Source organism: Scrofimicrobium canadense, assembly GCF_009696615.1.
Classification (GTDB): domain Bacteria; phylum Actinomycetota; class Actinomycetes; order Actinomycetales; family Actinomycetaceae; genus Scrofimicrobium; species Scrofimicrobium canadense.
In genome coordinates, this window is record NZ_VULO01000010.1 from 66168 (window position 1) to 79735 (window position 13568).

General features: G+C 50.4%; 16 protein-coding genes. 6 read left to right on the forward strand and 10 right to left on the reverse strand.

The features are described from left to right. Positions 1-17 precede the first annotated feature (17 nt). The gene (locus tag FYJ24_RS08920; protein ID WP_154545620.1) at positions 18-1817 is read right to left on the reverse strand and encodes an oleate hydratase; all 1800 of its coding nucleotides are present in this window, start codon (positions 1815-1817) and stop codon (positions 18-20) included. Positions 1818-1859: 42 nt separating this feature from the next. On the opposite strand from FYJ24_RS08920, the gene FYJ24_RS08925 reads away from it, so the two are divergent. After that, positions 1860-2255, forward strand: a complete 396-nt coding sequence (locus tag FYJ24_RS08925; RefSeq protein ID WP_154545622.1) for an ASCH domain-containing protein — start codon at positions 1860-1862, stop codon at positions 2253-2255. Here the strand turns inward: FYJ24_RS08925 and FYJ24_RS08930 are convergent. Continuing rightward, complete coding sequence (locus tag FYJ24_RS08930; protein ID WP_154545624.1) at positions 2252-3106, reverse strand: cytochrome c biogenesis CcdA family protein; 855 nt, start codon at positions 3104-3106, stop codon at positions 2252-2254. The two genes, FYJ24_RS08925 and FYJ24_RS08930, sit on opposite strands and share 4 nt — an antisense overlap. Beyond that, entirely contained in the window at positions 3107-3859 is a 753-nt protein-coding gene (locus FYJ24_RS08935) for a DsbA family protein (RefSeq protein ID WP_154545626.1), read from the reverse strand. Between the two features lie 74 nt (positions 3860-3933). On the opposite strand from FYJ24_RS08935, the gene FYJ24_RS08940 reads away from it, so the two are divergent. Both FYJ24_RS08940 and FYJ24_RS08945 read left to right on the forward strand, forming a co-directional pair. Next, entirely contained in the window at positions 3934-4461 is a 528-nt protein-coding gene (locus FYJ24_RS08940; protein ID WP_154545628.1) for a YbhB/YbcL family Raf kinase inhibitor-like protein, read from the forward strand. Between the two features lie 28 nt (positions 4462-4489). Further along, on the forward strand, positions 4490-5263 hold the full coding sequence (locus tag FYJ24_RS08945) for a nitroreductase family protein (protein ID WP_154545630.1): 774 nt from the start codon (positions 4490-4492) through the stop codon (positions 5261-5263). Positions 5264-5275: 12 nt separating this feature from the next. Here the strand turns inward: FYJ24_RS08945 and FYJ24_RS08950 are convergent, their stop codons facing one another. The 7 genes from FYJ24_RS08950 to purC all read right to left on the reverse strand — a co-directional run bounded on the left by FYJ24_RS08950 (position 5276) and on the right by purC (position 11162). Beyond that, positions 5276-5734: a hypothetical protein gene (locus FYJ24_RS08950; RefSeq protein WP_206192612.1), complete on the reverse strand. Its 459-nt coding sequence runs from the start codon at positions 5732-5734 to the stop codon at positions 5276-5278. 171 nt (positions 5735-5905) lie between these two features. Further along, on the reverse strand, positions 5906-6967 hold the full coding sequence (gene purK / locus FYJ24_RS08955; protein ID WP_154545634.1) for a 5-(carboxyamino)imidazole ribonucleotide synthase: 1062 nt from the start codon (positions 6965-6967) through the stop codon (positions 5906-5908). Further along, positions 6960-7442 carry a 5-(carboxyamino)imidazole ribonucleotide mutase gene (gene purE, locus FYJ24_RS08960; protein WP_450097630.1) on the reverse strand — a complete coding sequence of 161 codons (483 nt, stop codon included), beginning with the start codon at positions 7440-7442 and terminating at the stop codon, positions 6960-6962. Before purE ends, purK begins: the two co-directional genes overlap by 8 nt. Next, the gene (gene purN, locus FYJ24_RS08965; RefSeq protein WP_318656617.1) at positions 7439-7975 is read right to left on the reverse strand and encodes a phosphoribosylglycinamide formyltransferase; all 537 of its coding nucleotides are present in this window, start codon (positions 7973-7975) and stop codon (positions 7439-7441) included. Before purN ends, purE begins: the two co-directional genes overlap by 4 nt. Further along, a complete protein-coding gene (purM, locus tag FYJ24_RS08970) occupies positions 7966-8994 on the reverse strand; it encodes a phosphoribosylformylglycinamidine cyclo-ligase (RefSeq protein ID WP_154545636.1) in 1029 nt (342 codons plus the stop codon). Before purM ends, purN begins: the two co-directional genes overlap by 10 nt. Positions 8995-9006: 12 nt before the next feature. Beyond that, on the reverse strand, positions 9007-10443 hold the full coding sequence (gene purF, locus FYJ24_RS08975; RefSeq protein ID WP_318656618.1) for an amidophosphoribosyltransferase: 1437 nt from the start codon (positions 10441-10443) through the stop codon (positions 9007-9009). Then, a complete protein-coding gene (gene purC / locus FYJ24_RS08980) occupies positions 10440-11162 on the reverse strand; it encodes a phosphoribosylaminoimidazolesuccinocarboxamide synthase (protein ID WP_318656619.1) in 723 nt (240 codons plus the stop codon). The genes purF and purC overlap by 4 nt, the downstream gene beginning before the upstream one ends. A 162-nt stretch (positions 11163-11324) precedes the next feature. Here purC and FYJ24_RS08985 point away from each other — a divergent pair, with 162 nt between their 5' ends. The 3 genes from FYJ24_RS08985 to FYJ24_RS12645 all read left to right on the forward strand — a co-directional run bounded on the left by FYJ24_RS08985 (position 11325) and on the right by FYJ24_RS12645 (position 13439). Next, a complete protein-coding gene (locus FYJ24_RS08985) occupies positions 11325-12299 on the forward strand; it encodes an aldo/keto reductase (protein WP_154545640.1) in 975 nt (324 codons plus the stop codon). A gap of 74 nt (positions 12300-12373) precedes the next feature. Beyond that, a complete protein-coding gene (locus tag FYJ24_RS08990) occupies positions 12374-13288 on the forward strand; it encodes an SPFH domain-containing protein (protein WP_154545642.1) in 915 nt (304 codons plus the stop codon). Next, positions 13281-13439, forward strand: coding sequence for a hypothetical protein (locus tag FYJ24_RS12645; protein WP_206192614.1), 159 nt, complete (start codon positions 13281-13283; stop codon positions 13437-13439). Before FYJ24_RS08990 ends, FYJ24_RS12645 begins: the two co-directional genes overlap by 8 nt. Positions 13440-13568 lie beyond the last annotated feature (129 nt).

The following is a 13568-nucleotide window of genomic DNA, read 5'->3' on the forward strand; positions in this document are numbered from 1 at the left end:
CAAAGACTCTTCGATCCCTATCCCCCTGTCGGGGTGACAGCACCACTGGGGCTCGGAACCTCATTATCTTTCTCGATCAGGCCGAATTGCGCCATTAGACGTCCGATTTCTCCCTTTTCCATATACTTACGGAAAGGACCAGCTATTGGTAGCGGCTTACCATCGCGCAGATAGGCAGTAGATTTTATAAGTTGACGTACATCGTATATTGAACCGAATACTTCTGGTACTCCTCGATCTACTTCTAATAGTTGATAGACAGCTTCCATTGCAGTACGTACAGAATACTCAGTAGTGAAAATACAGTCACGTGTGGATTCCGCAAACTGACCAATAAAAGCAAAATTCTTCACTCCTTCTGGAACTACTTTCGGTCTGTCGGTTCCATTGCGGGGCAAGAAAAATGCTGTAACAAAAGGCATCATGCAAGGGTTTGTGATGGCGCCGTCTTTTGCCAGTTCCTCGATCTCATCTATGGGAGCCCCCAGGTGATAAAGCCACTCTTGAGTGATCTCTTCACCTGTACAGTCACGCATCGGTTTCTTCACATAGTTACCTGGGCGATCGGTGAAGAGACCATATACCCAGACAACGGTCTCATCATCAGGTTGTGTAGGAAAATGTGGTTGGCGGTTAACAGTCCATGACATCAACCAATTCGAATCCATGACCGATACGATGCCACCGGTCACGACTTTGCCCGTATTAGTATCTCGCCGACAAATATCAGTAATCAGATGGCGAATGCGGTCGTCTTTGACTGTGACTGTTGCCGATTCCCACTGTGACTCTTCAACATGCGTACAAAATTTATCAGGATTACCAAAGCTGGGGTCTTGAGCCGCAACTTTACGCCACAGCCACCATGATCCGCCCTCATGAATCTCAGGGTCGAGCACCGCGGGTGTCTCGTGTGATCCCCAATTAGAGTTCTCTACCAACGAGCCATTAGTGAAGAAAACCAGGTCATCATCGGTAAGCTCTACAGTGTTTTCTTCTCCTGCATGAATCCACGTTATTGACCGCGCGCTTTTTGATTCCCCGTTAATCTCGAATTGGATATCCACGACTTTGGAGTCGTTACTAAAAATAACGCCCTGGTCCACAAGCCATTCCTTGAGTGGTCGGACCAACGAATCGTATTGGTTATATTTTGTGAATTTTAGTGCCGAAAAATCTGGGAGGCCCGCTATATGGTGAATGAAGCGTTGTACGTACAGTTTCATCTCCAACGCTGAATGCCATTCTTCAAAGGCAAACATGGTTCGCCAATAGAGCCAAAAATTCGAGCGAAGGAACTCTTTTCCAACTACCTCATTGATACGTTTATCGTAGAAGTCTTCCGGAATGGATAAAACCATCTCCATAATATCCTTGGCTCCAGCATCACCTAACGTGAATTTCTTGTCGGTTCCGCCGTCTTGGCCTCGATGCTTGGTTGCACGCATCAGAGAAAAATTGGGGTCTTCTTTGTTAAGCCAGTAGAACTCATCAAGGACTGAAGCGTCCTCAACCTCTAAGCTAGGGACGGACCGGAACAGGTCCCATAAACACTCGAAGTGGTTTTCCATTTCTCTGCCGCCCCGAATAAACCAGCCTTGTGCAGGAGTTCCCGTACCGTCAAGAGCTCCACCATCGACAGATGAAGCTTCGAGAATGGTGATGCGATCACCACTCATGCGTCCGTCACGCAACAAAAAACCTGCGGCGGCCATGGATGCCAAGCCTCCGCCAATCAGCCACGCACGTTTATCATCTACGCCCGCTGGCTTTTTGGGGCGAGCAAATGCCTCGTAATTTCCACTCGAATAGTACATACTTCGATCCTATAGCACCGTTGGTCCCGTAGAGTGATGAACATGAACTTTAATCAATCAGTATTACCTATCGATCAAAACGCAGTAGCTCTATTTTTCTCTGAGGCCTGGACAGCTTTGGGGTGGGACGGGATGCCTTCGATCATGGGAGAACAGACCTCAGATGGCCTCCTGCCACCGGCTTTTCAGTTCTCGGACAATCGCGAGGAAGCCACCCACATTGCTCATGACGTGGCCAACGGGAAAAAGACGAGTTTTTCTACACCGCGAAAAGATTTTGATGATGCTGGTGTAGCTCTTCCAGCGGTGGGAGATCTTTCGATCATTTGTGATGGGGAAGGAAAACCTGTCGCGCTCATAGAAGACAAAACCGTCGATACCAGTGACGATACTGTAGTTGAACACTTCGATTGTCGTTATCCCAAGGATCTTTCTTAGTCCGATATCGATGTTGACTCGCTGTCACCACCCATGACTCGAGTTATTTTCGCTCTTCGATTCCCAACTCTTGCAGCGAAGAATGCAATACCGATAAGGGCCAGAGCGATGACGATCACCAACCAGTTGGGTACAGCCCCTGCTGTAATCATCGCCCATGACTCCACATGGTACTGGTCAGTGGCAGACAGTATTCCTTGGTTTATGGAACCTCCGCTCACAAAGAGGAATAGACCGATTGCAACGGAAATTAATCCGCTAATTACCTGAGTCCATGTATTGTGCCAAGGGCCAATCGTGAGCTCGCGAGGACGCAACCATCCTTGAATGCGGTGAAATCGTGACCATAGGAAGGAAAGAATCAGTAGAGGAACTATCATCCCGCATGCAAAAATCAGGAGTACCACGCCTCCGTATAGCGCCGATCCCCCCATCGCAGCCAATGCCAAGACAGCTCCCAGAATGGGTCCAGTGCACGCACCAGTAAGACCATAGACGGTACCCAGTAGATAGACCGCTAGTGGCCCGGTTCCCTCCGTGTGTGTCTTCGACGTAAAACTTGGAACTTCGATGCCCAATAGCTGGATAAAACCAAATACGATGATTGCGGCTGCAGCGACGCGGATGAGTAACACCTGGTTTTCCGTCACGAACGATCCAACTGTGCCTGCTAGCACTCCTACAGGTACCAGTGTCGATATGAGACCAAGATAGAAGATACCGGTGCGAGACAATAGCTGCCCAGACTGCGAAAAAGCATAGGAAAAGAATGCAGGAAGCAGCATCACTGAACAAGGGCTGAGCAGTGTGAGGATTCCCCCTAGGAACGCACTGGCGAAACCAATATCCATCTATTCACCAAGTTGTTCATCGATAAGCTGACGGAAAGTCTCGAGAGGTTGCGCGCCGGAGAAATACTGACCGGCAACAACAAAGGCTGGGACTCCCTGGATTCCCCACTGCTGGGCTTGAGATTGACTCGACTGAACTGCTTCATAGAGATCTGGTGAGTCCAGGTCGCTTTGGAACTTGGCCATATCTGAAACACCCGCAGCCTCGGCAAAACCGATCAGTTTTTCGCGAGGCATATCTGGATGACCCTGTTCAGGGGCGTCCGCATATAGTGCTTCCATGAAGTCTAGGTATTTTCCTTGATTGGCCGCCGCCCGAGCCGCGACAGCTGCTGAGAGAGAGTCTTCCCCAAAGAATGCCACATCGTTGAACTCGATACGTAGAAGCCCTTTATCCACATACTCCTGAACTAGTCTCGGCAATGTTTCATTAGTGAAGACTGCGCAGAACGGACACCTATAGTCGGTCCATTCCACCATGACCACTGGAGCATCAACGTCGCCGATCGCCATGGGGTCCCCCTCGATACCTCGAATATATGGCGTCTGTTGGTTTGGCTGTTGTGCTTCCGATTGGGTGCTGGCCACATCGTGGTCGTCGGACTGTACCCCAGCAAATGGAGTGGCCCCCCGAGTCGCCTGGGCAACAACCACGATGAGAAGAAAGACTACGATAACAGCTAATATCACGATGGCCATCCGTGATCGACGTAGACGCGCTTGTAGATGATGAGTTGGGGTTGCTTGTGTCATTGTTTCACTCTATGCTTTTTTACTCTCTTTTCTCAAACGCTCCCATATAAGCCACAGTGAGGCACAATATCACTATGGATCTCCACAAGCGCCCCGTTGCCCCAGTTCCCTACAATCAGCTTCCTCCGGTGCCATCGTTCCGTGTGGAGTCGCAGTCGTTCGTTGATGGAGGGGTTCTCGCTCCCCGCCTAGGCGGTGATTCTGGCAACACCTCCCCGCATCTGGCTTGGAGTGGCCTTCCCGCTGACACAAAGAGCCTTATGATCAATTGCTTCGATCCCGATGCTCCTACACCAGCAGGGTATTGGCATTGGTCAGTTGTCGATCTCCCGGCGGCAACTACCTCACTCGATTGTGGGGCTGGGGCTTCTGATAGCACGCTGCCAGCGGGGTTTCATGTGCGCAACGATAACGGCAGTTTTCATTATGATGGCCCCTACCCACCACAAGGTGACCGTCCCCATCGTTACTATTTCGCTGTCCATGCCCTCGATACACCGACTCTGAATCTTTCAGTAGATGCATCACCCACCGAGGTAGCGTTCAACGCGTTGTTCCATACGTTGGCCCGTGGCGTAATCATGGGAACGTACCAACGTTGACACTCCTCTGTGAGAGACAATAGGAGCCATGGAATATCGTCAACAACTACCAGTGTCCACCCCAGCAATTGATGTGATGACTTCCCACCATTCGGTGCGAAGATACGCTGATGAGCCCATCAGTGAAGATCATCTTCTCGCTATATTGGCAAGTGCAAGTTCGGCCGCCACTTCCTCAAATCAAAACTCATGGAGTGTTATTGTAGTGCGCGACCGCGATCTCAAACATGACCTTATGGAAGCCACCGGCAAGAATCCTTTTATCGCGCAGGCCCCCGTATTTCTAGTTTGGGTAGCAGATTTATCACGCGCTCATCGCCTCGCAGAGAAAAAGCACGCTGTGGTGGATGCCCTCCAATATCAAGAAGCCCTATTAGTGGGCACAATTGACGCAACTCTAGCTGCTCAAAATGCTGTCGTCGCAGCAGAATCATTTGGCATGGGAACCTGCTATGTGGGCGGGATTCGAACGAACATTGAAAAGGTCTGCGGTCTACTCAATCTGCCTGAGTACTCATATCCCGTCGTGGGGCTCGCTTTAGGGTGGCCTGCAGACCAAGCTGGCGTAAAACCACGTCTTCCTCTCAGCTCTGTGGCATTCAATGAAACGTACGATGTTGCAGCGGCTGATGCTGGCATTGAGGAACTTGACCGTACGACTGCAGAGTACTTCGAATCGCAAGGATTCCCAGGAGTCGTATGGTCACAAAAGGCTCTCCAACGTTGGGCTGGACCTGAAGTGATGAACGGTCGCGAAAAAAACCGTGAAGTAATCGCAAGAAGGGGTTTGCTGGATTTGTAGTGTGCGTTAAACCTAGCTTCTGCGCTCTTCAAAGATCACTCTGATCTCAGAAGGCATATTTTCACATGTCACCGTGACAGGGTTCGATTCAGTGACTTCAACTGATCCGAACTCAAAAAGCGTGCTCCCTTCTCCGGGGGTGTTGAGTCCAGTGTTGCTGGGTTCAAAGGGATTTCCATTCAAGTGACAATCTCGCGGGTCCAGAGTCGTTAATACGTCCCGCTCGCCCACAACAACGGCCCTACCAGGCCCAGCGGGCGTAAGAGTCACACTTCCATTTTCGAGGTCGAACGTGGTCAAACGTTCGAGGTGTTCCACTGCCGCCTGATCCTCAAGTGATGCTTGTTTTTCCAGTGAATCCATATCTGAGCAGCCTGTCATTGCTGCCGCCAAAAGCAATGCCGTTAATCCGCTTGAGGTCTTCTTCGAAATCGCCATGATTCCTGTTCCTGCTTTCGTCGATACATCCACGCTATCGCGCAGACCTGCATCACATCTATCAGGGTTTCCCCTGATCTATCCCTCAGCACGGCATCAGCTTTATGAGCATTTTCAGAAGCCCGACCACGTTTCACATCTGAAAAGCGATACTGGGGTGTTCTCTCGCCATTGAAATAAACACCCCAGTATCGGCTATTCCCCTCACATCTCCAATGTGGTGATGTGCCCCATTTTTCTGTTTTCCTGTGCTCTGTTCTTCCCATAGAGGTGAACGTGCCACTGAGCCTGCGTAGGAATCATCTGCACCACCTCGTCCATGTCCTGTCCCAATATATTAATCATAGTAGCCGAGGAAAGTAACTGTGGTTCTCCGATTTCCCACCCACAGATTCCTCGAATGTGCGCATCGAACTGGCTGAAGTCACAGGCTTCAATCGTATAATGCCCTGAATTATGGGGACGAGGTGCCAGCTCGTTGACAAAAAGCTCTTCTTCGGGGGTCACAAACATCTCTACCCCCATTACACCTACCAGAGTCAGATTCTCGGCGATGGCACGTGCGATATCTAGAGCTCGAGTCTCAACCTGGGTGCTTATATGCGCTGGGACCGTTGTACTGTGGAGAATATTATGATGGTGCTCATTTTCCCCAATGGGGAAACACCGGTAGTTTCCATATTGATCGCCGGCAACCACGACAGATATCTCGCGCTCAAATGGAATCCATTTCTCAATCACACAGGACACCGATAATAACTCTTGGGCCTTTTCACGGTCCTCATCAGCTCTTACGACGACTTGCCCTTTACCGTCGTATCCTCCGCGAGTGGTTTTTACGACACATGGATAGCCGAGCTCTTCAATTGCTTCTTCAAGCGAACTAATCGAGTCGACCTGTCGGTACGGTGCCACCGGCACACCCGCCTCCGTAAGAAAAGCCTTTTCAAAAAGACGATCCTGACTGATGGTCAGGGCCTTCGCCCCTTGAGGGAAATACCCTCCGGCACTTTCAAGAGTGTCGGCTGAGACATTTTCAAACTCATAAGTGAGAACATCACATTGGTTAGCTAACTTCTTGAGAGCATCGGCATCGTCGTAATGTGCAACTATGTGCTCGGCTACTAAAGACGCGGGGCACCCTTCTGTCGGATCAAGCACTGATACGCGGTAGCCCATTTCCACAGCCGAGGCGGCCATCATTTGGCCCAGCTGTCCCCCACCGACAATTCCGATTCTTGAACCTGGAGCGATGTACTTAGACAAGTTGACTACTACTTTCTTCCGCCACTTTCGCAGCGTTTTGTCGGCGGTCATGCAGTCGTTGGGCCAAGGAAGCATCGGTGACAGCAAGAATTTCTGCGGCTAGGAGACCTGCGTTTGTTGCTCCAGCTTTGCCGATAGCCACTGTGGCAACGGGGACTCCAGCTGGCATCTGCACAATGGACAACAAAGAATCAAGACCATTGAGAGCGCGACTCTGGACCGGTACGCCAATGACCGGAAGAGTTGTTTTTGCGGCAACCATACCGGGCAAATGTGCGGCCCCTCCTGCCCCAGCAATAATCACACCAATACCGTTCTCACGTGCATCCTGGGCAAAAGCGAACATAAGATCGGGAGTGCGGTGGGCTGAGATCACGCTCTTTTCAACTTCAACACCCAGCTCTTCTAATGCTACGCATGCATGCTTCATCGTTTCCCAGTCGGAACTCGATCCCATGATTACTGCGGCTTTCACGTATTTTCCTCCATGATCTGAGCCAATACTTCCGGATAGAGTCGGTGCTCGACGCTATGAATAGCATTTTCCAATGCATCAAGGCTGTCCTGCATCGGAACCTTCTCTTGAGCAATAATAGGCCCGGTATCGATTCCCTCATCTACGTAATGGATCGTAACGCCGGTTTCGGCTACCTTCGCCTCGAATGCCTGTGTGATCGCATCTCTTCCAGGAAAGGCGGGCAATAATGAGGGATGGATGTTGACGATGCGCCCTGGAAGTGCCTGTAAGAGAGGCCGCCCAACCACTCTCATATAACCGGCCAATGCCACGATATCTATAGCAAACTCTTCTACCAAAGCGGCTAAGGCTTCTTCATAGTCTTCACGACTGGTGAAGTCCATTGGCTTAAAAGTGCGCGACGGTACCGACTCAAGAATAGTAAGTGCTCGGGCCTGCGCGCGATCAGAAAAAACTAACGATACCGGTAGCCGTGCAGCTATAGCTTCAAGATTGGTGCCTTGTCCTGAAGCAAATACTGCTAGTCGCACAACACAACCCGTTCGCTATCGTGATTGATCACCTGCCCGATAACGAAGAAAGGTTCCTCTCGTGAGGTAAGTGACTGCTGAACCCTTTCAAGTTTCTCAGGAGCAACCGCTAATACCATTCCCACTCCCATATTGAAGATTTCGTACATTTCCTTCTCTGGTACATTACCGAGACCCTGTAATTGTGCGAATACCTCTAACACTGGCCACGAACCAATCTCAACCTTGGCGGCGACACCATCAGGTAACATTCGGGGAAGATTTTCTACGAAACCACCACCGGTGATATGAGAAATTCCGTCAATAAGGTGATCCTTGACAAGAGGAAGTAGAGCATTCACGTAGATCCGCGTGGGCTCCAGCAATACCTCTGCCACCGTCTTCCCGCAGAAAGGCGAATCTACATGCAACCCAGCTTGGTCAAAAATAATGTTGCGCACCAACGAGAATCCGTTAGAGTGCACGCCTGTTGAAGGCAAACCAATCAAAACGTGTCCAGCTGAGATATCCTCGCCAGTCACGAGATCTGATTTTTCAGCCAGCCCGACGGCGAAACCCGCGAGATCGTATTCGTCAGGCGAGTACATCCCCGGCATTTCAGCCGTCTCGCCACCGATAAGTGCGGCTCCAGCCTGCACACACCCGTCTGCTACTCCCGTAACGACCTGTTCCAGGACAAGTGGATCATTCTTTCCGCACGCAATGTAATCAAGGAAATATAGTGGCTCGGCCCCCTGAGCAATAATGTCGTTGACACACATGGCAACACAGTCGATTCCAATGGTGTTGTGAATCTGGGCCAAATGGGCCACAAGGAGCTTGGTGCCGACACCATCAGTACCAGAAACCAGCACCGGTTCTTTTAGGTCAAACTGTGAAAGATCAAAACAACCACCAAACCCGCCCAGAGATCCCATCACACCAAGACGCTTGGTACGAGTCGCATGCGAAGAAATCCGCCGCACTACTTCATATCCTGCCTCGACATCGACACCAGCTCGTGAATATGCATTTGCCATGGGGGCTCTCCTCTAGACGGCCGAGTTGGCCAATGACTTGCGGTATTCCTCTTCGTAATCGTAGAGGGGGGTCGGATAGTCTCCGTTAAAGTAGGCCATACACAGACCCTGATATGGGGCATCTAGTCCCAAGCCGATCGCATCAACGAGCCCTTCTTCCGAAAGGTATTCAAGTGAGTCGGCCCCAATAATCTGGCGAATCTCGTCAACGGTGTGATTGCCCGCAATCAGTTCTTCCCGTTTTTGAATGTCGATGCCATAAAAACATGGATATTTCAGTGGTGGAGAGGCGATCCGAACGTGTACTTCTGCGGCGCCAGCTTCTTTAAGCAGACTGACAATACGGCGACACGTTGTTCCTCGAACAATCGAGTCATCAACCATTACCACGCGTTTACCAGCAATAACACCTCTCACGGGAGATAGCTTCATGCGAACCCCCTGTTCGCGTAGCTCCTGTGTGGGTTGGATAAAAGTGCGGGCCACATACTGATTCTTGACCAGCCCCAGTTCATTGGGTAGTCCCGATGCCTCGGCATAACCCGATGCCGCAGAAATTGAGGAGTTTGGCACCCCAATCACCATGTCGGCATCGACTGGTGCTTCCTCAGCCAAGCGCGCACCCATAGATTTTCTGGCTGCATGGACGTTGACTCCAGCAATATTCGAGTCGGGACGCGCAAAGTAAATAAACTCCATAGAGCAGATAGCAGGCTGAGTATCCCACGTGAAATGTTCAACGCGGTAACCATCGTCGTTGACGACGACGAGCTCTCCAGGTTTGATGTCGCGAATAAATTCCGCACCCACGGTGTCAAGAGCACAAGTTTCAGATGCTATAACTATCGCCCCAGACGCGGTTTTGCCCATTGCCAATGGTCTAAATCCGTTGGGATCTAGCGCTGCATACATTGCATCCTTCGTCAAAAGGATATATGCAAACCCACCATGTACTGTATTGAGTGCTTCTTTGAGTTGTTCTTCAAAAGTGTCTCGATGGCTGCGGCGGATCAGATGCATGAGTATCTCTGTATCGGAATCAGAGTGGAAGATTCCGCCTTGAGATTCTAATTTTTTCCGCAAACTATATGCGTTGGTGAGGTTGCCGTTGTGGGCTAAGCCAACAGACTCATCTGCAAATCGAAAAAGTAACGGCTGCACATTGTCTACGCTGCTGGTTCCAGCGGTAGCGTATCGCACATGTCCGATAGCAGCCTCACCGCGTAAGCGTTCTAGCTGAGCTTCCTGTTTGAACACTTGGGAAACAAGTCCAAGGCCGCGGTGTCCCTTGAGGACCCCATGGTTATTCGCAACGATTCCTGCGCCCTCTTGTCCGCGATGCTGCAGTGCGCGCAGACCAAAATATGTAAGTCGTGCAGCTTCGCGATGACCCCAAATTCCAAAAACGCCACATTCCTCATTGAGGCTGCTTTCATCTGAAAATGTCACTGGCCTAGTTTCTCTTTCAAACGCGCATAGACCTTTTCATAGACAGGAACCAAGTCACCCAAGTCCCTCCGATAGACATCCTTATCTAAGTGTTCACCAGTCTGGGCATCCCATAGACGACAGGTATCTGGAGAAACTTCATCAGACAGAAGAATATGCCCTTGAGTATCCCGCCCAAATTCCAGCTTGAAATCCACCAACTGGATTCCAACTTCACCGAACAGCTCAATAAGAGAGTGGTTCACCTGTAATGCTTGCTCACGAATCTGTGCTAGTTCTTCAGGCGAAGCAAGGTCAAGCATCGCAATATGGTCATCGTTGATGAGTGGATCACCCAAGGCGTCGTCTTTGTAATACAACTCGATGACTGTACGGGGAAGCCGCCTCCCCTCTGGGATCCCTAATCGCTGTGAGATACTTCCAGCTGCGACATTGCGGACAACAACTTCGAGAGGAACTATCTGCACCTGACGTACAAGTTGTTCTGAATCAGACAGCGTCTCAATCAAATGGTTGGGGATTCCTTGAGACGTCAACCATTGGAAGATGAGAGAGCTGATCTTGTTATTCAGGTTTCCCTTGCCACCGATCAAGTCTTTCTTCTCGCCATTAAAAGCTGTAGCTTGATCCATATATTCGACCCAGAGGACCGCTTCTTGGTCGGTGTGAAAAAGACGCTTTGCTTTGCCTTCGTAGAGAAGGTCACCTTTATTTGGCACGTTTCGAGAGTAGCGATTTTCTATAGCTCGGTCAAAGAGTGCCCGCATGATGGTGACCTCACAGGGACATCCATAATATGTACTGTCAGCTACCTCACAAAGACCCAACCTAATCGTCTTGAACACACGAAAAGGTTCGGACGATCATCTAGGGTTGAGATCATGGAGCTAAGAAATGTAGGAAACTCTGGTCTTCGCGTCTCAAAAGTGGGGCTGGGCTGCAATAACCTAGGGCGTTCCGGGACGCGTACCGAACACTATGATGGCGCTCTAGACGTTGTCCGGGCCGCGCTAGACGCAGGAATCACTCTTTTTGACACCGCCGACAACTACGGAAAAGAACCAGGACTATCCGAGACACTCTTGGGAAAAGCCTTGGGTCACGATCGAGACAAGGTTGTTGTAGCGACAAAATTTGGCATGGATGTTGCTGGGGCCAATGGTCCGGACTTTGGGGCCCGTGGATCACGCAAGTACATTATCCAAGCGGTCGAAGCATCCCTCAGACGTCTCGAAACAGATTGGATAGACCTCTACCAATTCCACACTCCTGACCCTAGCACCCCTATAGAAGAAACACTCAGCGCTCTTGATGTCTTAGTGAAGTCCGGTAAAGTCCGCTATATTGGCCATTCGAACCGAGCCGGATGGCAAATATCTCAAGCAGCACACATTGCCAGTGACAATAATGTGGTTCCGTTCATTAGCGCACAAAACCATTACAATCTGCTAGACCGCCGAGCTGAGCTAGAAGTAATTCCCGCTGCCCGCCAGTATGGCCTGGGAGTTCTCCCCTATTTTCCGCTAGCTAACGGGTTACTCACAGGAAAATACAGCTCAGGAGTAGCACCTGCTGGGTCACGACTCACTCGCACACGACAGCACCTACTCAAGACCACCAATATGGACCAGCTGCGCCAATTCGGAGATTTCGCCCGCGAAAGGAACCTTACCGAAATACAAGTCGCATTTTCATGGCTCGCAGCTAACCCAGTGATTCCTTCAGTCATCGCTGGCGCTACTAGCCCCGATCAGGTCACTGAAAATGCTCTAGCCGCAGATTGGATTCCGTCAGCCAAAGATTTGACGGAACTCGATGGGATCTTCCCTGCCCCGTCACCGATCGCACTCTTCTAGAATTCTCCACAGATATTGGTAGAAAACACTAATGATGCTAGAGTGATATCACTTTCATATCAAACGGAGTCACTATGCGACCATCTGTACCCACGATAGAAGAGAGTAGGGCTTGGTCCATTTCTGGTGGACTAGCTTATCTCTCATTGGCGTTGTCATTCGTACTTATAGGCCTATCTACCTGGGCTTTCATCATCGGAATTATGCAGTTAGATGGCGGCAAAAGCGTGGGAGGATTTCTTCTAGCTGCCGGAATACTGGGGTGGTTACTTGCAATCTTTGCGTGGACATCGTTAGTAATAGTGAGTCCCGGCATGACATCTGTCAGGCAGTTCTTTGGACGGTATATAGGCACGGTGCGTAATACTGGATTGTCAATCGTCATGCCATTTTCAAATGGAGTGAAAGTCTCAGCCCGCGTCCACAACTTCGAGACAAATGAGCTCAAAGTCAACGATGCTGACGGCAACCCAGTCAATATCGCAGCGATCGTCGTCTGGAGAGTAGCAGATACCGCAAAAGCCGCATTCGCAGTAGAAGACTACGAAGAATTCGTCCACACACAATCCGAGTCAGCTTTGCGTCATGTAGCATCAACCCACCCCTATGATGGCGCTGATGCCGGAGAGATTTCCTTACGAGGCGGCACTGAAGAAGTCTCTGATGAGCTAGCTCGTGAGGTGGCTGATCGGATCGCAATCGCCGGTTTGGAAATCATCGAAGTGCGAATTTCAAGTCTTGCATATGCTCCTGAAATTGCTCAAGCAATGCTGCGTCGCCAGCAGGCAGCAGCTGTAATAGCGGCGCGAGAGAAGATCGTTGAAGGCTCAGTTACCATGGTTCAGGATGCGTTAGCACGGCTTGAGAAGGAAAATGTCGTGGAGATGGATGATGAGCGCCGCGCTCATATGGTGTCCAACCTCCTCGTTGTTTTATGTTCCGAACAGCCAGCAACGCCGGTAGTAAATTCAGGCACTCTGTATGGCTAAAGCACCACGCAAGCAGATTCCTTTGCGCTTAGATCCATTGATCTACCAGGCTCTTGCTACATGGGCTGCTGACGATCTACGCAGCATTAATGCTCAAATCGAAATGATTCTAAGAGAGACTCTGCGGAAAAACGGAAGACTACCCCGGTAAAGGGCAAACGTAAAAATTAGTCCGGGGGGCGGTGTTGGCGTCCGCCCCCCGGTATTGGTGTTGGATTCTAGCTCATTGACTCCCTGCTGGGAATGGAATTAGCATACATTGACTCGACTGGTGATGCTA